Source organism: Winogradskyella thalassocola, from assembly GCF_900099995.1.
GTDB classification, from domain to species: Bacteria; Bacteroidota; Bacteroidia; order Flavobacteriales; family Flavobacteriaceae; genus Winogradskyella; species Winogradskyella thalassocola.
This window is the reverse complement of record NZ_FNCZ01000008.1, coordinates 46,939-73,444: the sequence shown is the minus strand read 5'-3', so window position 1 is coordinate 73,444 and position 26,506 is coordinate 46,939. Positions and strand designations below refer to the sequence as shown.

Annotated in this window: 24 protein-coding genes and 1 pseudogene; 18 read left to right on the top strand and 7 right to left on the bottom strand. The window is 32.6% G+C overall.

Features of this window, described 5'->3' with window-relative positions:
- Nucleotides 1–22: 22 nt before the first annotated feature.
- Entirely contained in the window at nt 23–1,426 is a 1,404-nt protein-coding gene (locus tag BLT80_RS15995; protein WP_092469810.1) for a glycogen synthase, read from the bottom strand.
- Between the two features lie 151 nt (nt 1,427–1,577).
- On the opposite strand from BLT80_RS15995, the gene msrB reads away from it, so the two are divergent.
- The 9 genes and pseudogenes from msrB (at nt 1,578) to BLT80_RS15950 (ending at nt 10,791) form a co-directional block, all read left to right on the top strand.
- The gene (msrB, locus tag BLT80_RS15990) at nt 1,578–2,063 is read left to right on the top strand and encodes a peptide-methionine (R)-S-oxide reductase MsrB (protein ID WP_092469808.1); all 486 of its coding nucleotides are present in this window, start codon (nt 1,578–1,580) and stop codon (nt 2,061–2,063) included.
- A gap of 184 nt (nt 2,064–2,247) precedes the next feature.
- Nucleotides 2,248–2,706: an SsrA-binding protein SmpB gene (gene smpB, locus BLT80_RS15985; protein ID WP_092469806.1), complete on the top strand. Its 459-nt coding sequence runs from the start codon at nt 2,248–2,250 to the stop codon at nt 2,704–2,706.
- Between the two features lie 12 nt (nt 2,707–2,718).
- Nucleotides 2,719–3,555 (top strand): SH3 domain-containing protein, encoded by an 837-nt coding sequence (locus BLT80_RS15980; protein WP_092469804.1) that lies wholly within the window; start codon nt 2,719–2,721, stop codon nt 3,553–3,555.
- A 243-nt stretch (nt 3,556–3,798) separates the two neighbouring features.
- The gene (locus tag BLT80_RS15975) at nt 3,799–6,264 is read left to right on the top strand and encodes a DUF5686 and carboxypeptidase regulatory-like domain-containing protein (RefSeq protein WP_092469802.1); all 2,466 of its coding nucleotides are present in this window, start codon (nt 3,799–3,801) and stop codon (nt 6,262–6,264) included.
- A gap of 9 nt (nt 6,265–6,273) precedes the next feature.
- A complete protein-coding gene (locus BLT80_RS15970) occupies nt 6,274–6,660 on the top strand; it encodes a hypothetical protein (RefSeq protein WP_092469800.1) in 387 nt (128 codons plus the stop codon).
- A gap of 12 nt (nt 6,661–6,672) precedes the next feature.
- Complete coding sequence (locus BLT80_RS15965) at nt 6,673–7,200, top strand: hypothetical protein (protein WP_092469798.1); 528 nt, start codon at nt 6,673–6,675, stop codon at nt 7,198–7,200.
- 105 nt (nt 7,201–7,305) lie between these two features.
- Nucleotides 7,306–7,689: a hypothetical protein gene (locus tag BLT80_RS15960; protein WP_175455630.1), complete on the top strand. Its 384-nt coding sequence runs from the start codon at nt 7,306–7,308 to the stop codon at nt 7,687–7,689.
- A 73-nt stretch (nt 7,690–7,762) separates the two neighbouring features.
- Complete coding sequence (locus BLT80_RS15955; protein WP_092469794.1) at nt 7,763–8,776, top strand: TQO small subunit DoxD; 1,014 nt, start codon at nt 7,763–7,765, stop codon at nt 8,774–8,776.
- Between the two features lie 173 nt (nt 8,777–8,949).
- Nucleotides 8,950–10,791: pseudogene (locus BLT80_RS15950) on the top strand (Xaa-Pro dipeptidyl-peptidase).
- A 122-nt stretch (nt 10,792–10,913) separates the two neighbouring features.
- Here BLT80_RS15950 and BLT80_RS15945 read toward each other — a convergent pair.
- Nucleotides 10,914–11,555, bottom strand: coding sequence for a protein-L-isoaspartate(D-aspartate) O-methyltransferase (locus tag BLT80_RS15945; RefSeq protein WP_092469792.1), 642 nt, complete (start codon nt 11,553–11,555; stop codon nt 10,914–10,916).
- Nucleotides 11,556–11,822: 267 nt separating this feature from the next.
- Between BLT80_RS15945 and BLT80_RS15940 the strand changes: the two genes are divergently transcribed.
- The 9 genes from BLT80_RS15940 to miaA all read left to right on the top strand — a co-directional run bounded on the left by BLT80_RS15940 (nt 11,823) and on the right by miaA (nt 21,472).
- Nucleotides 11,823–12,782, top strand: coding sequence for a Gfo/Idh/MocA family protein (locus tag BLT80_RS15940; protein ID WP_092469790.1), 960 nt, complete (start codon nt 11,823–11,825; stop codon nt 12,780–12,782).
- 88 nt (nt 12,783–12,870) lie between these two features.
- On the top strand, nt 12,871–13,761 hold the full coding sequence (locus tag BLT80_RS15935) for a 3-hydroxybutyryl-CoA dehydrogenase (protein WP_092469788.1): 891 nt from the start codon (nt 12,871–12,873) through the stop codon (nt 13,759–13,761).
- 75 nt (nt 13,762–13,836) lie between these two features.
- A complete protein-coding gene (locus BLT80_RS15930) occupies nt 13,837–14,208 on the top strand; it encodes a four helix bundle protein (protein WP_092469786.1) in 372 nt (123 codons plus the stop codon).
- 61 nt (nt 14,209–14,269) lie between these two features.
- Nucleotides 14,270–15,508: a DUF1015 domain-containing protein gene (locus BLT80_RS15925; RefSeq protein ID WP_092469784.1), complete on the top strand. Its 1,239-nt coding sequence runs from the start codon at nt 14,270–14,272 to the stop codon at nt 15,506–15,508.
- A 56-nt stretch (nt 15,509–15,564) separates the two neighbouring features.
- A complete protein-coding gene (locus BLT80_RS15920; protein ID WP_092469782.1) occupies nt 15,565–16,224 on the top strand; it encodes a YggS family pyridoxal phosphate-dependent enzyme in 660 nt (219 codons plus the stop codon).
- 80 nt (nt 16,225–16,304) lie between these two features.
- Nucleotides 16,305–17,669, top strand: a complete 1,365-nt coding sequence (locus BLT80_RS15915) for an exonuclease domain-containing protein (protein ID WP_092469780.1) — start codon at nt 16,305–16,307, stop codon at nt 17,667–17,669.
- A gap of 5 nt (nt 17,670–17,674) precedes the next feature.
- Entirely contained in the window at nt 17,675–19,615 is a 1,941-nt protein-coding gene (locus BLT80_RS15910) for a DUF3857 domain-containing protein (protein WP_092469778.1), read from the top strand.
- Between the two features lie 24 nt (nt 19,616–19,639).
- Nucleotides 19,640–20,539, top strand: coding sequence for an ion transporter (locus tag BLT80_RS15905; RefSeq protein ID WP_092469776.1), 900 nt, complete (start codon nt 19,640–19,642; stop codon nt 20,537–20,539).
- A gap of 15 nt (nt 20,540–20,554) precedes the next feature.
- Entirely contained in the window at nt 20,555–21,472 is a 918-nt protein-coding gene (miaA, locus tag BLT80_RS15900; protein ID WP_092469774.1) for a tRNA (adenosine(37)-N6)-dimethylallyltransferase MiaA, read from the top strand.
- Nucleotides 21,473–21,542: 70 nt separating this feature from the next.
- Here miaA and BLT80_RS15895 read toward each other — a convergent pair whose 3' ends face one another.
- From BLT80_RS15895 to BLT80_RS15875, 5 genes are all read right to left on the bottom strand, one after another.
- The gene (locus tag BLT80_RS15895; RefSeq protein WP_092469772.1) at nt 21,543–22,250 is read right to left on the bottom strand and encodes a response regulator transcription factor; all 708 of its coding nucleotides are present in this window, start codon (nt 22,248–22,250) and stop codon (nt 21,543–21,545) included.
- Nucleotides 22,251–22,259: 9 nt separating this feature from the next.
- Nucleotides 22,260–23,831, bottom strand: a complete 1,572-nt coding sequence (locus tag BLT80_RS15890; protein ID WP_175455629.1) for a sensor histidine kinase — start codon at nt 23,829–23,831, stop codon at nt 22,260–22,262.
- A gap of 72 nt (nt 23,832–23,903) precedes the next feature.
- Nucleotides 23,904–24,491: a dephospho-CoA kinase gene (gene coaE, locus BLT80_RS15885; RefSeq protein ID WP_092469768.1), complete on the bottom strand. Its 588-nt coding sequence runs from the start codon at nt 24,489–24,491 to the stop codon at nt 23,904–23,906.
- A gap of 1 nt (nt 24,492) precedes the next feature.
- Complete coding sequence (locus BLT80_RS15880) at nt 24,493–25,437, bottom strand: YbbR-like domain-containing protein (protein WP_139181085.1); 945 nt, start codon at nt 25,435–25,437, stop codon at nt 24,493–24,495.
- Nucleotides 25,438–25,462: 25 nt separating this feature from the next.
- On the bottom strand, nt 25,463–26,464 hold the full coding sequence (locus BLT80_RS15875) for a glycosyltransferase family 2 protein (protein WP_092469764.1): 1,002 nt from the start codon (nt 26,462–26,464) through the stop codon (nt 25,463–25,465).
- Between the last annotated feature and the right edge of the window lie 42 nt (nt 26,465–26,506).

The following is a 26,506-nucleotide window of genomic DNA, read 5'->3' as shown; positions in this document are numbered from 1 at the left end:
TTAGCTTCGTTTTTTTAGTTCTTTAGTTTATTGAATTATATAAATCTACATATGCTTTAGCGGAGACCTTCCACGAATGATCAATGTTCATTATACGTTTTCGGTTTATTTTGAATTCTTTTTGTTGTCCATAAAACTCCTTACCTCTGGTAATTGAATGAACAATATCTTGTATAGACACTTCATTATGACAAATACCAAAACCTTTATCACCAATATCTATAACGGTATCTTTTAAACCTCCAATACGTCTTACTATAGGCACTGTTCCGTATCTTAAAGAATACATTTGGTTTAATCCGCAAGGTTCTACTCGAGATGGCATTAATAAAAAGTCTGCTCCGGCATAAATAATATGCGAAAGCTTTTCATCATAACCAATGTAAGCATTGTAATTTCCGCTGTGTCTTGGTATTAAATCGAATAATTGACGTTCTGTGTCTTTAGACCCAGACCCTAAAACAATGACTGATATGTCTTTAGAACGTAAAGCATAATCTAATGCATAAGGTAAAAGTTCAGCACCTTTTTCGCCTACCAAACGCCCAATAAATGCAAATAAAGGTTTACTTTCATCCAAATTAAACTGTGAACACAACCACTTTTTATTCGCTTTTTTACCAGCTTCTACTGTGGATTTCTTATAATTTTTAATGATATATTTATCCGTCTCTGGATTCCAAACATCCGAATCTATACCATTTAAAATTCCAACTGCTTTAAAGTTTTCATGAGATAGTAAGGACTCTAGACCATTAGCGCTATATTTTAATTCTTCCATATAACTCGGAGATACCGTCGTCACTCTCCAAGCACATTTTATAGCGGCCGCTAATGAATTAATCATACCCTCCCACATTAGTAAACCTACTTTTTCAATATTAAATCTTGGTATCTTATATAGATTATCATAAGCCATCCATCCTTGATATTGCGCATTATGAATGGTCGTAATAACAGGAATTTTATTTAAAGATTCATATTTATAACTTTCTTGAGCCATAAAGGGGATTAAACCTGTATGATGATCATGGCAATGAATAATATTTGGTTTTTCTTTTAAAGTTAATATCCAATCTAAAGCCGCTATTTGAAATGCTAAAAAGCGATTCGTATCGTTATCGGTGTATACACTTTCGGTGTAAAGTAAATCTCCAACATGAACAAAGAAAATATTAAAATCTAAAACAGGTTCTACAATTTTTAGAATGTTAAAATTTAAGTCTTGATTACCTAATTTTAAATTAGACTCATAAACTGAAGTGAATTTATGCGATTGTGTAAACTTATTGTTATAGAAAGGCATTATAACAGAACTATCTGCACCAATTTCATTTTGGTACTTAGGTAAAGCGCCTACAACATCAGCCAAACCACCTACTTTAGCAATTGGATAACATTCTGCACTTATATGTATTATTTTCATTGACATATATAAACTTATTGTTGATGCTGTTAAATTTAACAATAATAAAAATAAAGTCAGGCATTATTTTGAATGTAATTTAAAATATTTTGTAATGTATAAAATAGCGCAACGACCAAACCAACAAACAACAATTTAAAAAAATTAGATTTTGAAAAAGATAGTATTATTAGCGGTTATTAGTTTGTTTTTTAGTTGTAATAGTTCAGCTCAAAAAAAGGAGACTAAAGAAAAAGAAGTCTTTACAATTACCAAATCAGAAGCCGAATGGAAAGCACAACTCACTGAAGAACAATATCACGTTTTACGAGAGGCAGGAACAGAACGTCCGTTTTCTAGTCCTTTAAATAAAAACGACAAGAAAGGTGTTTACCATTGCGCTGCGTGTGACACACCTCTCTTCAAAAGCGAGCACAAATTTGATTCAGGTACAGGATGGCCAAGCTTTGATCGTGTAATTGAAGGAAATGTAGCCTTTGGAACCGACACCAAAATTGGTTATACTAGAGACGAAGAACATTGTGCGACTTGCGGAGGGCATTTAGGACATGTATTTAATGATGGCCCAAGAGAAACGACAGGTAAACGTCATTGTATTAATGGAGATGCGTTGAAATTTGTTCCTACTGAAGGATAAGCTTCTCTAAATAACTACGGTTGATTTTTAGAAATTAAATGTTTCATTACGCACGTATGCCCTTTCTTAAAATGGCCTCTGTATAACGAAACATATAACAGTTGTTCTGCATTCTATAAGCATTAAACTTTTTTGTGTACTCCGACCCTCAAATTTCTATCTTACTTTGTTATCTTTGACACCGATGCAAAAAAAGATTAACATATTAAATAAGAAAGCAAAATTTCAGTACGAGATATTAGATAAATATACCGCTGGAATTGTATTGACCGGAACTGAGATTAAATCCATAAGATCTAGTAAAGCATCTATTGCTGAAAGTTTTTGTGAATTTAATGACAAGGGTGAATTGTTTGTTATTAATATGACGGTTGAAGAATACAAATACGGCACCTATTACAACCACAGGCCAAAAGCCGAACGTAAACTTTTACTTAATAAAAAAGAGCTTAAAAAACTGAAGAAAGAAATGGATGTAAAAGGTAATGCTATCATTCCTTTAAAATTATTTCTTAACGACAGAGGATTAGCTAAGCTTATTATTGGATTAGGAAAAGGTAAAAAACTCTACGACAAACGCGAGACTATTAAAGATCGTGACAATAAGCGAAACTTAGATCGAATTAAAAAAGATTTCCGATAGTACTTATTAGAAATGAACAAGTTTATAATTTTATTTGTTTTAGCATTAAACTTCAGCTTCGCTCAAGACAGCAACCATTTAGAAATTAATCAAGAGTTTAAAATAGACCAGATTGTATATTTATTTGGTGATAATGTAAAATTAAGAAACTCCCCTTCTGTTAACTCTGATGTTGTTAAATTATTAACCATAGGAGAACCTCTAAGAATTATAGAAAAGAGTTCCGAATCTTTTGTATATAACGGCATAAACTCTCCATGGTATAAAGTAGAACACAACAACCAACAAGGTTATGTTGTAGGTGGTCTAATTTCAATAGTAGAAAAGAAAGGTGATAATGTTAGATTTCTATTTACAACAGAAATGGTTGAAGAGAAATTGTATATTATTACAAGGGCACTCGTTAATTCTAAGACTGAATATTTTGAAAATAAATCAGAATTTCTTGGAAGCAATTACGGTTTTAAGATAAACCTCTATAATAATCAAGGCTTAAAAAGCATTGATAATATTCTATTTATTAATTACCTCCCAGAATCTTGTGGAGCAAATTCTGGAGGATACTACCTCTTTCTAGACAGTAACAACCTATACAAAGTCATTGACGTTTTTTCTAGTGCAGATATTGGTTTTTGGGAATCAGAGAATTTAATTTTTCCTAATGACCTCAAAGGAGAAGAAGACAAAATAATTTATTTTCAGGAACATGGACAATATTCAGAAACGGATAATCCCGAAAATGAACCTACTTGGGAAAAGTCTAGCATAACTAAAGTGAATTTAAAATGGGTTAACAACGCGCTTCAACCAAATCCAAAAACCATTACCGAAAACCTCAACAAAGAATAGTTCTCAACGGCACTTTTAGTCTATATAATATCAGTTTTTTGTAATTTTAATTAGTCAAAAACGATAATTTTAAGATTCCTATAACTTTTACCGTTCTATTTTTAGTCTAAGTTTGATGCAACCTTTTGCAATTTATTTGCGTCTGTTATAAATATGTAACACAAGAATTTTTCAACTTTAGGCACAAAATTTGTGAATAGAAGTTAAATTCGAATCAAACTTTATTTTCATCAATCACTCTCTATGACTAAAAAACTACTCAGCGCCTTCCTAATTTGTATAAGTACATTAGTGTCCGCACAAATTACTGGTAATATTACAGACGATAACAACGCCCCCCTTCCATTTGTAAATATCTTAATCGAGAATACTTATAAAGGCACAACAAGCAATGATGACGGTTATTACGAACTCAATATTTTAACACCAAAGACTTATACTATTGTTTATAGTTATCTTGGTTATAAAACGGTGAAAAAGACGATTACGATAGAAAAATTCCCGTTTGAATTAGATATCATTTTAACAGAAGAATCAGTTTCACTTAATGAAGTTGTTATCGATTCTGAAAACGATTCGGCAAATGCCATAATGCGCCAAGCAATTGCCCAACGACAAGCTAATCTCGAAAAAATAAATTCTTTTAAAGCCGATTTCTACTCTAGAGGCCTAATTAAAATTAAAGATGCTCCAGAAAAAATAATGGGTCAAGATGTTGGTGATTTAGGTGGAGGTTTAGATTCAACACGAAGTGGAATTATATATTTATCTGAAACGATTTCTAAAATTCAGTTTCTAAATCCTGATAAGCTTAAAGAAAAAATTACAGCATCAAAAATCAGTGGAGATAGCAATGGTTTTAGCTTCAATAGTGCTTTAGATGTTGATTTTAACTTCTACAATAACACCATTAGTTTTGGTAACGAAATTATTTCACCTATCGCCAATAATGCCTTTGGTTATTATCGTTATAAGCTTGAAGGTGTGTTTTACGACGACAGAGGAAACCTTATCAATAAAGTAAAAGTCACGCCAAAACGTGAAAATGACCCTGTGTTCTCGGGCTTCATTTATATTGTTGAGGACCAATGGGATATTTTTGCCATTGAATTAGATATTACAGGCGTTCAAGCGCGTATTCCGATGGTTGATGTCATCTCACTACAACAGAGTTTTTCATATTCAGAATCTGATGATATTTGGGCTCAAATTTCTCAAAGTATAGATTTTAAATATGCCTTATTCGGAATTAAAGGTGAAGGGCGTTTTACTGCTGTTTACAGCAATTACGAATTCAATACAGGATTAACCCGTAAAGATTTCAGTCGAGAAATCGTTGCCTACGAAAAAGAAGCCAACAAAAAAGATTCTTTATTCTGGAATGCCATTAGACCTGTCCCTCTAACATCTGAAGAACGTACAGATTATATAAGAAAAGATAGTATTCAAGTTTTACGGGAGTCTAAACCGTATTTAGATTCTATTGATGGTGTAAAAAACAAATTCAAATTAGGAAATATCTTAGGCTACACCTATCAAAATTCTCATAACGATTATCGCCTTGGTTATGATATTCCATTATTAGGAGTTCAATTCAATACTGTGCAAGGTTACACCGCTAATGCAAATGTGTTTTACACTAAGAATTATGATGATTTTAAACGCTTTTTTAGAGCTAGTGGCGACATTCAATATGGATTTTCTGATGAACGTTTGCGCGCAACAGGTTCATTAACTTATAAATTTAATAGTATTAGTAATTCATTTTTAAGCTTATCGGGTGGAGTCTCTGCAGAACAGTTTAATCCTTCGAATCCTATTTCCCCATTAATCAATTCCGTAAGCACACTCTTTTTTGAAGATAATTACATGAAGCTATATGACAAGAGTCATGTTGCTTTAAATTATTCGGAAGAACTATTTAACGGCTTCAGATTATATACAGGTGTAAGTTACGAAAGACGAAAAGCACTTTTCAACACCACAGATCAAACATTTATTAATGAAGAGAATGATGTATATACGAGTAACAATCCACTAGATGAAACTGCTTTTGACATTGCGCCTTTTCAAACCCATAATATTATTAAAGCGAATATTGATGCTAGAATCAATTTTGGACAGGAATACTTAAGTTATCCCGATGCTAAATATAATGTAGGTAATGACGATTATCCAACCTTATATTTGGGTTACGAAAAAGGTTTTGGTGCCACCAATAGCAATTATAATTTTGACCAAATTAAAGCAAGTCTTAGACAATCGTTTAACGTAAAAGACAAAGGCCGAATGATGTATAACTTAAAAGCCGGGAAGTTTTTTAATGCAGACGATATTGCATTCATGGACTACCAACATTTTAATGGTAACCAAACGCATGTTAGTACAGAAGGAAATTACACCAATGTATTCAACAATTTAGATTATTATGCGGCGAGCACGAATGAGTCGTATTTTGAAGCACATGTAGAACACGATTTTAATGGCTTTTTACTCGGAAAAATGCCATTATTAAACAAATTGAATTTTAACTTAGTCATTGGCGCACATGTATTAGCCACACCAGATTTTAAACCGTATCAGGAATATTCTGTTGGTGTCGATAATATTGGTTGGGGAAAATGGAGATTCTTAAGAGTTGATTATCTTCGTTCTTACCAAAGCGGATTCCAAAGTGATGCCATTTTGTTTGGATTAAAATTCTTTTAAGAGTTCATTATGTATAAACACATCATAGTATTCCTAATTACCATCCTTTCTTTTAATTGTAAAAATGATAGCTTAAAGTTTAAAAACTTCACTTCTGAAGGAGCAACAAAATTTGCATCTTACTCAATTTGTTCAATTATACCTACTGAAGTTGAGTATTCATACAGAGTTGGTAATTGGACTTTTAAAAGTTCTAATGGACACAAAATAGCAAAAGGCAAATATGATACTTCTATAATTAAAGTAGACAATGTAGGTGGATGTACTTATGAGTATATATCGAATTCTATTGCTCTTGAAAACTGGTCCTTTTGGGATGAAAATGGGCAAATAATAGAACCAACAAAAAGAATGATTAACTTAGTCCAGCCGAAACAAACTCAAAAAACCGATTAGAACAAAATTAATATGAAAACTAAAATCACATTACTTTTATTTCTCCTAACCCTAAGCCTCACAGCTCAAGAAAAAATAGACTACTCTAGTAAAGTCACAACCATAGATAGTACAATCGCAACCTTATATTTTGTGATTTCCGGAAATAAGGGAGAAGCACGAAACTGGGAATTGTTTAAGCACTTATTTAGAAAAGATGCAAAGCTGATTGCAACCGGTAAGAATGAAAAAAAGCAAACCACGTTGCGCTATATGTCGTCGGAAGATTACATTAAGTTCTCTGAAAAATGGTTAATGGATAATGGTTTTCATGAGTTAGAAATAAAAAGAGAAACCCAAACCTTCGGAAATATTGCACATGTATTTAGTACGTATGAAGCTTATAATAGTAAAGACGACGATACACCTTTAATGCGTGGCATTAACAGTATACAATTATTTAACGATGGAAAACGATGGTGGATTGTTAATCTCTATTGGAATCAAGAATCTAAGGAATCGCCTATTCCTGAAGATTATTTACCAAAAAGTTCGAACTAGTCGCTTCCGTTTTAGTTTAGAGAAAAGTGTTCAGTAAACTCTTGCAAGAACTATAATTAACAAATCTTTTAAAGTTTTTAATTTTCTAAACCTCATATTTACCCAGTGAAAATCCCAAACTACATAAAACAATTGACTTCTATCCTATCCATCATAGGTTTGGCTGTGTTGTTGATGTTTTCACCTTGTAAAGTCCGAAATTCTATTCAAGATATTTTTGAAACTCCCAAAACGGAAGTTTCAAACAAAAGCATGTCCTCATTAAAAAGTAGTGTTTGTGATATTTCTACAGATGCGGAATTGGCAATTACAAAGTTTAATCATAGCATGCAACTATCGCAAGCAGTATTGGTTAAACTACCGCATTTCAATAGAAATACTGTTCCACTTTCTGATAGACCCATAACACAATATTACAAGGCTAGGGCAGATATTCCGCCTTTAGCTCCTTTCTATATTCTCTTCAAAAACAATAAAGCGTACCTATAATTAATTTTCTTCAAACTGAAGTCTAGCAATCTCCGCTAGGAGAAAATTATTATTTACATTATAGATATACTACATGAATTTACATATTAAAAACGATTCGGGTTTCTTAGCCCTTGCAGTCAGAATGGTCATCGGTTGGACGTATTTTTCTGCATTTTTTAGACGCACCATTTTAGCCAACAAATTAGACCCAGAATTACCTGGTTATATTGGAGAAAAATTTAACCATTTCCTTCCAAATGCTTTAGGTATAAAACCTATCATTCAATATTTAGTCGAAAACCCAGATATATTATACTACAATATGGTCGCATTTACCATTATTGAAGGTATTGTAGGCTTGTTCATTATTTTCGGATTATTCACTAGACTCATGAGTATCGGAGTCTTTGGTTTAGCAATGGGCATCCTTTTAGGTTCGGGCTGGATTGGAACCACGTGTTTAGACGAATGGCAAATTGGAGTCCTTGGTATAGCCACTGGTTTCCTTTTGTTTTTAACAGGAAGTGGACGCGTTTCATTAGATAATTATTTAATGAATAGAAATGTAGCTTTCACAAAAAAGAAATGGTTTGCATGGTTAGGCTCCGGATTAATGCCTATTAAAGACAGCCTATTTGCTAAGGTTGTTATTGTGGGTTCATTCTTAATTTTTGGGTTAACCTTATATACCAATCAAGTGTTTCATGGTGGAGTTTGGGGAACTTTGCACAACAAATCTGTAAAACCTAAACTTGAAATTACAGAAGGTAAATTGGATAAAAACGGACTCTCTTTTGATGTTTTTAGAGTTGAAGGAGTTGATGTTTATGGTGCTTGGATTATTGGTATAGAACTTAAAAATGACCAAAACAATGTGGTTATGAATTATACTCAAGATCAATTGGCTAAATTACCAAAAGAAGCTATTGAGAATTATTATATCGCAAAAGTAAAACCGGGGAAGCATAGCTTAATCGCACCTTTGGGCGCCAAAGCCAAAATGATATTTAACTCTTCCGATATTCTGAAGTTACCAAGTGGCACGTACACTTTAAAAATGACAGATATTAGTGGTGCAAGTTGGGAGCACCGAATCATCAAATAGAATTTCAATATGACCACTCCTGAAATTGTGGCTTTTGCTAATAGTTTTAGGAGTTTTAATTTTCAAAAGTCATGATAAAAATCTGAATTAAGAATAAAAAACAGATTCTACTTATTTGGGTTCTAATTTATTCGAGCTATTTTTATCAAAACATATTACAAATTATTTCTCTTATGATCATTTCACCAAAATCCATTTCAACTTTAATTATTGCTTTATCAATTTCAATCTTAAGTTGCGCACAAGACATAATAAAAAAAGCAACACCTATTTTCAAAGATGGAGAAGCTCAAATTGTTGAAGCCTTTAGTGATTCGGACAAATGGATTCGCCACGATTTATGGGTAGAAACAGAGTTTGACACCGATGGTGATGGACAGCCAGACCGTATGCATGTTGCCGTTACACGTCCGGAACAAACAGAAACCGAAAATCTAAAACTACCAATAATATACGTCACAAGTCCTTATTTTGCTGGAGTTGCCGCAGATTTACCCGGAGTTATGTGGGATGTGAACATCGAATTAGGAGACACCGCAAAAGAACGTGTTCACCCAGAAGTTACACGCAGAGGGCAACGACCAATCATCTCTAATTCTCACTTAAGAAAATGGGTTCCAAGAGGCTATATAGTCGTCCATTCTTCTTCACCTGGAACGGGCTTATCAGACGGAGCACCAACCATAGGAGGAAAAAATGAATCCTTAGCACCAAAAGCCGTAATCGATTGGTTATGTGGCAGAGTTAAAGGCTATACTGAACGTGAAGGAAAGGAAGAAGTTAAAGCTTATTGGTCCACAGGAAAGGTGGGAATGACTGGAACGTCATATAATGGTACTTTACCTTTAGCTGCGGCAACAACTGGTGTTAAAGGCTTAGAAGCTATTATTCCTATTGCGCCAAATACCTCATATTATCATTATTACCGTTCTAACGGATTGGTACGTTCACCAGGTGGTTATTTAGTTGAAGATATTGATGTCCTTTATGATTTTGTGCATAGTGGCAAAGAAGTAAACAGACCATACAATAATAAAACCATTAGAGATACCGAAATGAAAAACGGTATGGATAGAGAAACTGGCGATTATAACGAATTTTGGGAAGGAAGAGATTACTTAAACCAAATGGATAATATGAAAGCTGCGTTACTTATGTCTCATGGTTTTAACGATTGGAATGTGATGCCTGTGCACAGTTACCGCATTTACAAAGCAGCAAAAGAAAAAGGCTTACCAACTCAGATTTACTATCACCAAAATGGCCATGGTGGACCACCTCCAACGGCTATGATGAATAAATGGTTTACAAAGTATCTTCATGGTATAGATAATGGTGTCGAAAAAATAGAAAACAAAGCTTATATCGTTAGAGAAAACGATGATCCACAAGAACCAACGGCTTATAAAGATTATCCAAATCCTGAAGCTTCTAATGTGACCTTTAATCTAACAGCAGGAGGAGTAATGTCTGGTGGTTTAACACTTAATCCTGGTTCTGAAAAAGTTGAAACTCTATCTGACGATGCAACAATATCTGGTAGTGACCTTGCTAAAATAGCTTACTCAAAAAACAGACTATTATATGTAACGCCTAAGTAAAAAAATGATCTTCATATTTCTGGTGTACCAAAAGTAACCATCACATTAGCAAGTAGTAAATCAGCTGCAAATTTATCGGTTTGGTTAGTGTCATTGCCTTGGCAAGACGGGAAAGATGTAAAGATTACAGATAATATTATAACTCGTGGTTGGGCAGATCCAAAAAACCACAAATCACTAACTAAAGAAGAAAATTTAGTAATTGGGAAAGATTATACTATAACTTTTGATTTACAACCCGATGATCAAATTATAAAAGCAGGACAACAAATTGGTTTTATGATTTTTTCAAGTGATAAAGAATTTACATTACATCCAAAAGCAGGCACAGAACTAATGATACATTTAGGTAGTACTAAATTAACATTACCAATCGTTGGTGGAATTAATGCATTTAAGGAAGCGACTAATTAGTAATCTTATATTAGAATTTATCTGTTTCTATAACTTTTAATTCTACTTAAAATCATTTCTCAAATAAACTCATGACCATATAAATTATTTGCTCTTTGCTCCTTGCCCTTAAAATAAAAAAACTAGTTCTTATCCTCTAACATTGGGACAAATCTAAAATCACCAAACTCGTGTTTTTCAAAATCCTTTGGTCCTTTTCTGATGAATAAGGTCATTACTTGCACATCATCTCCCACAGGAATCACAAGTCGACCTCCAATAGCCAATTGACTCAATAATGGGTTTGGTACAAAAGGAGCACCAGCTGTTACAATAATGCTTTGAAAAGGAGCTTCAACAGGCATGCCCTTATAACCATCGCCAAAAATGAGACTTTTGGCTCTGTAACCCAATTTAGGCAAAAATTTAGACGTCTTTTTAAAGAGTTCTTGTTGACGTTCAATACTATAAACTCTAGCTCCAAGTTCTAAAAGCACCGCTGTTTGGTAACCACTTCCGGTCCCAATTTCTAATACTTTGTGTCCTGGTTCAATTTGTAATAATTCAGATTGAAAAGCCACAGTATAAGGTTGAGAAATCGTTTGGTCCGCAGCAATAGGAAACGCTTTATCTTGATACGCATGATCAATAAAACCAGAATCCATAAATAAATGTCTCGGAATTTTACCAATCGCTTTTAAGACACCTTTATCTTTAATGCCTTTATTAATAAGTGTTTCAACAAGTTGTTGGCGCATCCCTTGATGCTTAAATGTATCTTTCAAAGCGTAGTTTAGTTTACGCTAAAATACTTCAAAGAAAGGCAAATTGCAACCTCTTAAAGTTCAAATCCGCAAAAAACTTAATCCAAATTCCCTACGTGTCTTCAAAATTAAAGCTTTATGAATACTCGTTTTTTAAAGATTTTTTTGTGTGATGTACCCTATAGAAAGCATCAATTTAAATACTGATAATTCTTACAATGAACTTTTAGACTTTCTTTGCGAATTATCTAATACAAATCCACTATTTTTGTTAAAAACATAAAAAATATGCTCAAAGCTGGTGTGCTTGGTGCTGGTCACCTTGGTAAAATTCATTTGAGATTACTCAACCAATCCAATAAATACGACCTTATTGGTTTCTATGATGCTGATTCTGAAAACGCTAAACGTGTTGTAGAGGAATTTGGTTATCGATATTTCGATTCTATTGATGATTTAATAGAAGCCGTTGATGTCGTTGATATTGTAACTCCTACCCTTTCCCATTATGATTGTGCTAAACTAGCCATCAAAAAAGGAAAACATATTTTTATAGAAAAACCGATTACCAATACGGTTGAAGAGGCTGAAACGATTAGAACTTTGGTCGCAGAACACGGCGTAAAAGGTCAAGTTGGACATGTAGAGCGTTTTAACCCTGCTTTTATTGGAGTTAAAGATCAGATTAAAAATCCGATGTTTATAGAATGTCATAGACTTGCGGAATTTAATCCTCGTGGTACGGATGTGCCTGTGGTTTTAGATTTAATGATTCATGATATTGATATTATTCTTTCTGTAGTGCAATCTCCGGTGAAGCATATTTCGGCAAGTGGAGTTTCGGTAGTTAGTGAAACACCAGATATTGCCAATGCACGTATCGAATTCAAAAATGGTTGTGTTGCTAATTTAACTGCAAGTCGTATTTCATTAAAGAACATGCGTAAAACGCGTTTCTTTCAGAAAGATGCTTACATCTCTGTGGATTTTTTAGAAAAGAAATGTGAAGTGGTTAAAATGAAAGATGCTCCAGAAAATCCTGGTGATTTTGATATGATTCTTCAAAATGCTGAAGGTATTAAAAAGCAAATCTATTTTGACAATCCAGAGATCGCAAACAACAACGCTATTTTAGACGAATTAGAAACGTTTGCAGATGCCATTAATAACAATACAAAACCAATAGTTACTTTGCACGATGGTACTGAAGCCTTGCGCGTAGCAAACATGATTATTAATCAGTTTTAATTCCCTCAAAAACGAAAATCGTAACAAGTCATATAAATATATGATTAACAGATTCCTGTTTTTACAGGAATAAAAATTAAAATTTTTAATGAAAAATATAGCAGTAATAGGTGCAGGTACTATGGGAAATGGTATTGCTCATACTTTTGCACAATCAGGTTTTAAAGTTCAACTTATAGATATTAGTGAAGATTCTCTAAAACGAGGTATGGATACCATTGCCAGAAATTTAGATAGAATGGTCGCTAAAGAAAAAATTAGCGAGGCTGATAAATCGAATACTTTAGGAAATATCACCACATTTACAAGCACTGAAGACGGTGTTAAAAATGCAGATTTAGTGGTTGAAGCAGCTACAGAAAACATCGATTTAAAATTAAAAATCTTTAAACAGCTTGATGCCGTTTGTAGTCAAAATACCATTTTAGCGACAAATACGTCTTCAATTTCTATAACTCAAATTGCGGCAGTAACGTCTAGACCAGACAAAGTAATAGGCATGCACTTTATGAACCCTGTACCAATTATGAAATTGGTAGAAATCATTAGAGGTTATAGTACGAGCGATGATGTAACGACTACGATTATGGATTTATCTAAAACCTTAGGTAAAGTACCAACGGAGGTTAATGATTATCCTGGTTTTGTAGCCAACCGTATTTTAATGCCAATGATTAACGAATCTATTGAAACACTTTACAACGGAGTTGCTGGTGTTGAAGAAATCGATACCGTGATGAAGTTAGGTATGGCACATCCAATGGGTCCATTGCAATTAGCGGATTTTATTGGTTTAGATGTATGTTTATCTATTCTGAACGTAATGTATGACGGTTTTAAAAATCCTAAATATGCTCCATGTCCGTTATTGGTAAATATGGTTATGGCTGGTAAATTAGGCGCTAAATCAGGTGAAGGTTTTTATGATTATGCTGAAAGTCGAAAGGCTGAGAAGGTTGCTGGGCAGTTTTTGAAGTAAACAGTGGTCAGTGGTCAGTGGTCAGTGGTCAGTGGTCAGTAAATTGAAGATATGCTTATTGAACAATAAAACATTATGAAATTTCAAGATTTACTTGCTTATAGGAAAGGATTTGATTTAGCTATGAAAATATTGAGCGTATCGAAATCTTTTCCAAAGGAAGAGACCTATTCATTAACTGATCAAATTAGACGTTCGTCACGAAGTGTTTGTGCAAATATGGCAGAAGCATACAGAAAACGCCTTTACCCAAAACATTTCATAAGTAAATTAACCGATTGTGATGCTGAAAATTCAGAAACGCAAACATGGTTAGAGTTTTCTTTAGCATCAAATTATATTAGTACAGAACAATTTAATGAACTCACAGAACAAAGTATTGAAGTAGGAAAACTTATAAATTACATGATTCGAAATCCAGAAAAATTCGGATCTCACAAAATTTGAAGCTACTGAACACTGAACACTGATTACTGAACACTGATTACTGAACACTGAATACTTTTACATGCCAAAAATAATCCCATTCAAAGCCGTAAGACCTACAAGAGCCATTGTCGGACTTGTCGCTGCACGCCCTTATCAAAGTTACACCATTGATGAACGCGAATCTCGAATGGCTTATAATCCCTATAGTTTTCTACACATTGTTAATCCTGGTTATAAATACGACCAAGAAGTTACCGGTGAAGAACGCTATAGGCTCGTTAAAAACAGGTATTTAGAATTTAAAGAAGACGGGGTTTTTATTCAAGATGAAAAACCATCTTTTTATGTGTATAAAATTGTGAACCGACATGGTGAAGAATTTAGCGGCATTATCGCTGCTACAAGTGCAGAAGATTATGAAAACGACATCATAAAAAAGCATGAAGACACCATTGCCAAACGCGAAGAAACTTTTAAAAGCTACTTGCAAACCGTCGGTTTTAATGCTGAGCCTGTATTATTAACCTATCCTGATAATGCAATAATTGCGGATATTATAAAGGAAGTTCAAAAAAAACATGCTGAGTTTGAATTTACCATGACGTATAGAGACACCCATTATTTATGGAAAATAGATAATGAAAAGACGATCGAAACGATTCAAAGTGAATTCGAAAAAATGAAAACCGTTTATATTGCTGATGGCCATCATAGATCGGCTTCATCTTACCTTTTATATAAAGATGAAAAAATAAAGAATCCTAATCATCATGGCAGTGAGTCTTATAACTTTTTTATGTCGTATTTAATTCCGGAATCCGATTTAGTGATTCATGAGTTTAATAGATTGATAAAAGATTTAAACGGCTTAACCAAAGAAGAATTTTTGATAAAGCTTGATGCTTCCTATCGCATAGAAAACAGAGGCATTATGCCTTATAAGCCAACAAAACCACATCATTTTAGCATGTATTTGGATGGTGAGTTTTATTCGCTTTATTTAAGAAAAACAGCTTATGATTTTAATACGGCCTTAGATCAGTTAGATGCACAACTGTTGTATAAAACGATTCTTCAATCTATCTTGGGAATTAACGATTTGCGACACGATACTAGAATTTCGTATGTTAACGGTCAACATGAAATGATTACCATTAAAAGTGGTGTAGATAGTGGCGACTATGTCGTTGGTTTTGGCATGTGTCCTTCTAATGTGCAACAAATGAAACAAATTGCAGACGAAGGTTTAACAATGCCTCCAAAAAGCACATATATTCTACCGAAATTGAGAAGTGGGATCACTATTTATGAATATTAAAAACTCGACCAACTATTCTTTCTTTGAATTAGGACAATTAAATAATAAACGTTAAAATGAGCATTAAAGACAACCTAAATAGTATAAAATCAAACTTACCAGAACACGTCACACTTGTAGCTGTTTCTAAAACAAAGCCTGTGTGTGATTTAATGGAAGCTTACAACGTTGGACAACGCATTTTTGGAGAAAACAAAATCCAAGAAATGGCAGATAAATATGCCGAAATGCCAAAAGATATTGAATGGCATATGATAGGCCATGTTCAGCGAAATAAGGTAAAATATATGGCTGAATTTGTGAGTTTAATTCATGGAGTGGAAAGCTTCAAATTATTAAATGAAATTAACAAGCAAGCCCAAAAACACAATAGAATTATAGACTGTTTACTTCAAATTAAAATTGCTGAAGAAGATAGTAAATTTGGTATGTCTGCTTCTGACGCCTCTACCCTTTTACAATCCGATGAATTTTCAGAATTAAAGAATATAAAAGTCGTTGGAGTTATGGGAATGGCCACATTTACTGATGATATGACACAAGTTGAAAATGAATTTAAATTCCTAAAACACACATTCACAGAACTTAAAGCTATAAATTCTGAGCTCCACATCATTAGTATGGGAATGAGTGGAGACTATAAGCTGGCAATTGACTGTGGAAGTACTATGGTTCGCGTTGGAAGTAGTATCTTTGGAACAAGAAACTATAATTAATTAGCTCTCAGTTGCATTAGCACCCGAGCGCTTTAAATATCAGTTTTCAGTCGAAAACTAAACATTAAAAACGATACAACATTTACGCAATACTAGACATAGAAACTACTGGTGGAAAGTTCAACGAAGAAGGCATTACAGAAATTGCAATCTACCAATTTGATGGCCATAAAGTAACAGATCAATTTATTTCATTAGTTAATCCGGAACGTGAAATTCAGCCTTTTGTAGTTAATCTTACAGGTATTAATTCTAACATGCTTAAAAATGCACCTAAATTTTATGAGGTTGCCAAACGCATTGTTGAGATTACTGAAGATTGCATCCTAGTGGCTCACAACTCATCATTTGATTATAGAATCCTTAAAACTGAATTTAAACGTTTAGGATTTCCATTTAAAAGAAAAACACTTTGTACTGTTGAACTCTCTCAACAACTCATTCCAGATATGGAATCATATAGCCTAGGTAAACTAACACGTGCTTTAGGAATTCCTATGAGTGATAGACACAGAGCTAATGGTGATGCTATGGCTACCGTAAAGTTGTTTAAGATGTTACTGAACAAAGATCTTGATAAGGTTATTGTAAAGGATGCCATTAAGATTGAAAAGAAATCTAACATCGCTACCAATCTAAAGGATATTATAGAGCAATTACCTTCAGATACAGGTGTGTACTACATTCATAATGTAAACGGTGAAATCATTTACATAGGCAAGAGCAATAACATTAGAAAACGCATTATACAGCATTTTACTGGAACAAATTCTAAGTCTAAAAAAATTCAGAGATTAGTTAGCACTGTAACCTATGAAAAAACAGGAAGTGAATTAGCGGCATTGTTAAAAGAAAGTGCCGAAATTAAAGCAAACAAACCTATTTTTAATAGAGCCTTAAGACGAACTGTTTTTACACACGCCTTATATAGCTCCACCGATAAAAATGGCTATGTTACTCTTTTTATTGATAAATCTAATAGAGAAGAAAATCCTATTACAACATTTAGCAATAGAGCTAGTGCGAAACATTTTATGTTTAAAGCCGCAGAAGATTATAATTTGTGTCAAAAACTTACTGATTTATATGACACAAAAATAAGTTGTTTTAAATATGAAGTAAAAGAATGTCTTGGAGCTTGCATTAATGAAGAGCCTATAGAATCTTATAATGAACGGGTTCATGTACTTATTGAAAAATTCAGCTACGCTAATAAAGACATGCTTGTCATTGATAAAGGTCGTACTATTGAAGAAAAAAGTGTGTTTTTAATAGAAAATGGTATTTTTAAAGGGATGGGCTTTTTTGACCTTAATCATCAAATAAATAATAGAGCGATTCTAAAATCGTTAATTACACCAATGGAAAACAATAGAGATACGCAACATATTATTCAGAGTTATATGAGGCGAAATAAAAGACTCAAAATTGTTGATTTAAAATAACATACATGATTTATAGGTTTACAATTGTAGCACTATTGGTTACTTTTTTAGGTTTTTCACAAAATTATAATGTGGCTATGGAAGTTTTTAAAAGTGATTTAGAACTCACTTCCTATTCTAAAGATTCTACAGCGAATGCTTTAGTTATATACGATTATGGGAATAGCTTTGTAGATGACAAAACCTTTTGGCTTAGAGTACAAAATGAACAAAAAATTAAAATCTTAAGAACTGAAGGTATCGATAGAGGTCAATTTGAGGTTAAATTATACAAAGGAAAAACATCTAAAGAAAAAATTGAAAATATTAAGGGTACAACCTATAACCTGGAAAATGGTGAAATCAGAAAAACGCACTTAACAAAAACAGCTATTTTTGAAGAGGAAAACGAGAACTATACACTTGTTAGATTTGTATTGCCTAATGTTAAAGTAGGAAGTGTAATTACAGTAAGTTACGAAACGCAATCGCGATTTATGGCCAAATATCAACCTTGGTATTTCCAAGGTGAAGATCCCGTTTTATACAGTGAGTACAATACTAGTATCCCTGCCAATTACGAATACCATATAAAACGAGTAGGAGCTATTCCTTTTGATACTCATGATATCAGCTTAAAAAAACAATGTTTAGTCCTTGGGAATGGTGCAAGTGCGGATTGCAGTATTTCTAAATACATTATGAAAAACATACCAGCGTACAAACCTGAAGATTACACTACTACGTCCTTAAACTATACGTCTAGAATAGAATATGAAATGAGTGTCATTAAAACGTTTGACGGAAGAACAGATAAAATTACCAAAACATGGGAAGACGCTGATCATGAACTGAAAACAGATTCCGATTTTGGAAGACAAATTAGCAAAAAGAGTCTTGTAAAAGATATTTTACCAGACTCCATTTTAGCAATTTCAGATCAACTCAAAAAAGCCAAAGCGCTATATAATTATGTTCTTAATAATTATAAATGGAATGGGAAATCTGAACGTTATGATGTGTCTATAAAAACCATTACTAAAGATAAAGTTGGTAGTGCTTTTGAAATAAATTTATTACTAGAAAACCTTTTATCTAATGAAGGTATCAAAGTGTTTCCAATTTTAATGTCTACTAGAAACAATGGTTTGGCGACCAAAGTTTATCCTGTGCTTTCAGATTTTAATTATGTGATTTTAAAAACGATAATAGATAACAAAAGCTATTATTTAGATGCTACTGACCCATATCTTTCATTTGGTGAGTTGCCCTTTAAAGCTTTAAATCAGTACGGAAGGCTAATTGATTTTGAAGAAGGTAGTTATTGGGAAGATATTAATATCAATAATTTTTCTGGGCGTATACATCGTGTAGAATTGTCTTCGTTTAAAGACGATCAGTTTCAAGGTACTATTAAAAGTATATTTCAAGGCTATCATTCCCATACACCTAAACGTCAGTTTGATGAAAATCCAAGTGATTATTTAGAGAAAAAAATAAATGACTATACAGACATTATTATTGAAGATCATGATGTATTAGACACAGATACCTCCAATTTTAATGAAACTTTAAATATTAGTATTCAACCCGAATTTATAGGCAATAAAATTTACTTCAATCCTTTTATCATTAAATTCTTTGACAAAAACCCTTTTCAACTTCAAGAACGAACGTATCCTATTGATTTCGGTTATAAAGACATTTATAACTATAGCATGAAAATAAGCCTTAATGAAGATTTAAAAGTTATAGAACTCCCAAAGCCAGTTAATTATGCCTTACCTAATAAGTCTGGAAGTCTTTTATTTAATATAGAGTTATTAAATGATGAAATTGTTCTCTATTTTAAAGTCAAATTTAATCAACCCATTTATCCACCAGAATATTATCCATATTTAAAATCGTTTATGGATAAAGTTGTCGAACTTCAAAACAATACTATAATCGCTTTAGAGAAACAATAATTTAACTTTTCGTACATTTAGAATATGGAATCGAATCAGAAACATAATTGGAAAACGATACTTCACGAAGTCATCTATGAGGCTGACACACCTTCTGGAAAACTTTTTGATATACTTTTGTTAGTATTCATAATACTTAGTATTGTTTTAGTGATGCTCGAAAGTGTTGTTAGCATAGATCGAGAATATCACGAACTCTTGTATATTGGCGAGTGGGTTGTTACTATATTATTTTCTATTGAATACATTCTAAGAATTATTTCTGTAAAAAAACCTTTTAAATATATTTTTAGTCCGTTTGGTATTATAGATTTTTTATCTACAATACCAATGTACTTATCATTCTTTATTGTAGGATCTCAAGCGCTAGTAACCTTAAGAGCATTACGATTACTTAGAGTCTTTAGAATTTTAAAATTAGCAAGATATTTAGGAGCTTCAAATCAGCTTAAAGATTCCATTATTGCAAGTCGTGTAAAAATCATGGTATTTTTATTTGCCGTTATGATTTCTTCAGTAATTTTTGGTACCATTATGTACCTTGTTGAAGGAGAAGCTAACGGTTTTGACAACATCCCTAAAAGTGTGTATTGGTGTGTGGTTACACTGACTACAGTTGGATTTGGTGATATAGCCCCACAAACTGCATTAGGGCAACTAATAACAACGTTTATAATGATATTAGGTTATGGAATTATAGCAGTACCTACGGGTATTGTGTCTGCTGAATATGTTAGAACTAGCCAAAAAGCAGATAAAGAAAATGAAGCTTTAGCTCAAAATAATGATAATAAAATGGTTGAACATCAAAATGATAATATAACGATTCATCTCAACTCACAGCATTGTGCTAATTGTAACGTTTCCAATCATAGAGATAATTCTGATTTCTGTTATAATTGCGGACATCCACTACACCATTAAATTGCTGTTATTATAATGCTTAAGACATCCCGAAATTTTGTAATCGCTATTGTTGGTCCAACTGCCATTGGTAAGACCGCATTAAGTATAAAGCTCGCTCAACATTTTAATTCTGAAATTATATCAGCTGATTCTAGACAATTCTTTAAAGAAATGGCTATTGGCACTGCGGTCCCTTCAAAAGAAGAGCTAGATGCAGCTCCACATCATTTTATTCAACATAAATCTATTAAAGAACATTTTAGTGTTGGCGATTTTGAACGCGATGCTATTTCTAAAATTGAAGAATTACATCAAACCAACCCTATTGTTGTAATGGCAGGAGGTTCTGGACTTTATGTTAAAGCTGTAACCCATGGGTTAGATTACTTTCCGGAAGTGGATCCTACCATTAGAACAACCCTTAATCTTCAGTTTGAAAATGAAGGCTTAATACCATTACAAGAACAACTTAAAAGCTTAGACCTTGATGCCTTTAATTCCATTGCGATAGATAATCCTAAACGTGTCATTAGAGCTTTAGAGATATGTATCGGTACTGGTCAGCCCTATTCCTCTTTTCTAACCAATTCCGAAAAGAATAGAGCATTTAAAACCATTCAAATTGGACTCAAAGCAGATCGTCCTATTATCTACGATAGAATTAACCAACGAGTAGATATGATGATTGAAAACGGTTTGCTAGAAGAAGCTAAAGCGTTATTGCCTTATAAAGATCTTAATGCATTAAATACCGTTGGCTATAAAGAGTTATTCGCCTATTTTAAAGGAGACTCTACTTTAGAATTTGCCATATCTGAAATCAAAAAAAATACCAGACGCTTTGCGAAACGACAACTTACTTGGTTTAGAAAAGATGATTCTATTACGTGGTTTGATTATGAAACGGATGTTGATAGCATCATAGACTATATAAACTCTCAAATGGAGTAATACACAAATTATATAAAAACAAAAAAATCCAGCTTTTTGAGCTGGATTTTTTTATATATAAAATAAAAATTTATTTGTTATTAATCACTAACCTAAAGCCTTCTCCGTGAATGTTTAATATTTCAACATTAGGATCTGGTTTTAAGTATTTACGTAATTTAGCGATATACACATCCATACTACGAGAGGTAAAATAATTATCGTCTCTCCAGATTTTTGTTAATGCTAATTCTCTTGGCATTAAATCATTTTCGTGTAAGGCCAATAAACGTAATAATTCGTTTTCCTTTGGTGATAATTTAGAAGGCTCTTCTCCATCAAACTTAAGGAAACGCAGTTTAGAATTTAAATCGAAACGACCAATCTTAAATTCAAATTGTTTACTATCTGCAACGGTATCTTTAGCTTTACGTTGCATTATAGCTTTTATTTTCATCAACAAAACTTCGCTATCAAACGGTTTGTTAAGATAATCATCTGCACCTACTTTATACCCTTTAAGTACATCTTCTTTCATGGCTTTAGCCGTTAAGAATATAATTGGCACATCTTCGTTTTTTTCTCTTATTTCTTTGGCTAATGTAAACCCATCTTTATAAGGCATCATGACGTCTAAAATACATAGATCGTAATCGTCCTTTTTGAACTTTTCAAAACCTTCCATACCATTCTTTGCGTGGACAACGTCGTAATCGTTCATCATTAAATAATCTTTTAAAACAGTTCCAAAATTTGGATCGTCTTCTACCAAAAGAATTTTTTTGTTTTGTTCTTCCATAATTCGTTTTTATGATATTAACGGCATCTTTATAATAAAAGTACTGCCTTTTCCCTTTTCACTTTCTACTGATATATGACCTTGATGGTCTTCTACTATTTTCTTTACATAGGCTAAACCTAGCCCATGACCTTTTACATTATGTACATTTCCTGTGTGTTCTCTATAAAATTTCTCAAACACTCTTTTGGCAACTGCCTTAGACATTCCATTACCTTGATCTGTAACTTTTATAAGAATGCTATTTCCTACGTTTTCGGTATATACATCTATTTTTGGTGCATCATCCGAATATTTAATAGCATTATCCAATATATTAACAATCACATTTGTAAAATGCGTATCGTTTGCTAAAACTGATGTCTGTTCAGCGTTTAAATGTGTTTTTACGTAACCCTTTCTATCTTCTACTATTAATTCAACATGTGTTACGGCATCTTCAACCAAATCGTTTATATCTAAACGCTCTTTACTAATATTTAATTCGTTTTTATCTAGTTTAGAAATACGCAACACATTTTCTACTTGTGCATGCATACGTTTATTTTCTTCTTTTATCATTCCTAAATAACGCAATACCTTTTCTTGGTCGTTAATTATTTTAGGGTTTTTTATAGAGTCTAAAGCCAAATTAATAGTCGCAATTGGTGTTTTAAACTCGTGCGTCATATTATTTATAAAATCAGTCTTAATCTGTGATATTTGTCGTTGTCGAATTAACTGATAAATAGCACTGGCATAAGCAATAATTATAATGCTCGTAAAAATTATTGAAAGCACTATCATCCATAATATAGATTCTAATATGTATTTTTTTCTATCTGTAAAGTCTACGTACAGCTTATAACTACTCTCGTTATTACTATCTAAAAACACATATACACCATAAGCACTTTCATCAACTAATTCAAAATTTTCAGTTCGTACTTTAGTCGCTAAATCATCGTCATAAATAGCAAATTCAAAATTGAGATCTATTCCTTCAGATTTAAGTTCTCTTCTTAGTAAAGTTTCAACTTGCTTAGTGGTAACACGTTTATAAACGGGCTTATCTTTTAATAAGGTTTGAAATGTATCTTCATAAGCTTGCTTGTCTAAGGCACTCAAGGAAGAATACTCTCTCAATCTTGTTTCTGGGTCTATCCGTCTAACACCATCAATACTAGTATTATTGTACGTTTCTGTAATACGTTCACTAGACAACTTACTAATATTAAAACTGTCTGCATCAATTTCAAAGAACAATGATGGTACTTTAAAGCGCTCTTCTAAAACCGTATTACGATGTATTATGGTTTTATCATCACCTTCATCTTCAGTAGCTATAAACAACTGCTTTATTATTGCAGAATCTGCTTTACTATCCTTACTTAAATAAGGTTGAAGTTTCATAAAGTAATCGCGATACTCGTACTCTTCAATAGCTTGAGACACTAAACTTAATGACCGTTTTACACTAAAGGTAAAATTCTTCTTCTCATTTTCTAAACTGTTGTTTATAAAAAATAATTGTACAAAAATTATACCTATAAGTGATAAACTCATTAGGATTACTAATAACACAAATAGCTTTTTGCCCATCAGTCAAATTTAACATTTTAACATTTAGTATAAATTAGGTTTAACCTAACGTTAACAAAACAATGTCAATAATTAGTGTTTTAACTTTTTAAGTAGTGTATTGTGAATTTTAAGTGCTTGCTTTTTAGCATCTTCTAAATCGTTGTTGATAATAACAAAATCTGACTTTTTTATTTTATCAGCATCCGACCATTGGTTCTTAATAATAGACATTACTTTTTCTTCTGAAACAGCATCGCGTTGCATAACGCGTTTAATGCGTAAGTCTTCGTCCGCAACGACCGTGATAATATAGTCGTATTGACTTTGTAGATTATTTTCGAAAATAATTGCGACCTCTTTTATAACGTATGCCGCATCATGTTTATTTAGCCATCGTTTAAAATGCGATGCCACTTTTGGATGTACAATGGCATTCATTTTAGCAAGTAGCGTCTTATCATTAAAGATTTTTGAAGCTAAATATGGTCTATTTAAGTGATCATCTATATAGGCCTTTTCACCAAACAAATGGATGAGCTTTCGTTGTATTACTTTTGAACGATTCATCAAAGCTTTAGCTTCGTCGTCAGCAATATATACCGGAATTCCATAAGATTTAAAACACTTTAAAATAGTGGACTTACCACTTCCTATTCCTCCTGTTAATCCTACTACCATATTACAATTCAATAAAATCTATTTGTTTTTGCTTGATATTAATGTGCTTTACAAAATCTGGTTTTTTAACCACTTTCGGAATTAAAAACGTTTGATTTTCTTCTAATTCGGCATAATCACATTCTACTTTAAAGTCCAACGCTTTTATGGCATTATAATTTTCTAAATCTACGTAATACGACAACGTTACCGTTTTAGGAAAGTAATTAATTATAACGTTTTCTGGCTGATTGGTTATTAGTATAGGGACTTCTATTGTACCTTCCGTAAAGCGAACAACTTCTCCCGTCACCTCCATCGTTTTAGGAAAAACATCAATATGATCATAGCCAGAGATATCGAGCCTTACAATATTATTAATGTCACTTTTTAAATCGTTTAAGACTAACGCTTCCGTAGCTATTGAACTGATTGCATCTACTTCTTCTAGAGAACCTACAACTTTTACACTATCGATATTAAAATTGAACTCCCCTTTTAAATCATAACCTACAGCATAATTAATGGAACTTTTAAAAGTTACCGGAACGGATTTTGAAGCTCTTTTAGAGTACGCTATTAACAGCGTATCTGGCATTATAGAAATGAGATCGTAAGCATTACCTAGCTGACCTTCTATAAGGTATTTGTGTTTTATAACATCAAAAATGAAGCTATTAGGTTTAATGGTTACATCACTTTTTGCGTCTATTTCTAAAGCTTTAGAGTTATTAAAGATAAACGGCATTAATGAAAACCCTTTGGCTTCTACATACGCTTGTATATAGTTTGCAGAATCATTTTTTAATAAGATTTCGTCATCAACATTAACCAAATTAACCTTTAACTTTATGGTTTGCTTATAGTCGTTAGATAATTTAGAAAAAATTAAAAACACAAATGCTATGACAAAAAATAGAATAAACAGCTTAACGTTTTTCTTTTTTAAATGGTCTAGTATGTTCAAACGCTTTTTTTGATTCATTTAAAATTTAAAAAAATAGTTCTGGAAATGCGTCTTCAGGATCTTTTCCTAAGATAACTAAATTAAATGTCGATTTCAAAAAACCATAACCATATCCAAAAAACTGAATAACAATGGCCAATAGAGCTTGAAATGCAACACTTAAGTTTCGATTTGTAATTAATGCTAGTATGAACGCTAAAGCGAAATACAATCCGTAAAAATATAGCAGCAGATTAAATTGAAAGGCTGCCAATAGTATGGAAATTATAAAGCCTAAACTAAATACCGTAGGAAACCAATACACTATACTTTTAGAATTTGGGTGCCATTGGTTTAGTATAGGTCTTACCATACCAAATTTATAGACTTGCTTATAAAATTTAGACCACGAGATACGCCGTTTGTGATATACAAAAGCAGTTTCTATTAAGTTTGTTTTAAAGCCTAATTTTTGTAATCGTAAGGATAAGTCTGGATCTTCTCCAGGATAAATTTTACCAAATCCACCAGAAGCTATAAAAGCTTTTTTAGACAACCCCATATTAAAACTTCGTGGCTGAAAATCTTCCACATTTTGCTTCCCTCCTCTTATACCACCTGTAGTAATAAAAGAAGTCATAGCAAAATTTATAGCTTTTTGAAGATTAGAAAACGAACTATGAGCCGCATCCGGACCACCAAAACAATCATAATATGATGTGTTTAAAAACGTTTTCACTTCTATTAAATAATTTGAAGGTAACAGTACATCTGAATCTAAAATTATAAAATAATTTCCTTTAGCCTTCTGCATGCCATAATTCCTAGAATCTCCTGGCCCTGAATTCTCCTTAAAATAATAAGAAATATCGAGCTGAGAATTATACAAGTCTACAACAGGTTCTGATGTCTCAGTTGAGCCATCTTCTACAATTACAATTTCATAGGTATGCTGACCTTCAAAATTTGAAAAACTTTCTAGCAGTTCTTTAATTTCATTGGGTCTGTTATAAACAGGAATAATAAATGAAAAATCTATAGTCTCCATATATCACAAAGGTAATTAAACCAAATACAATTTTTAACAGTT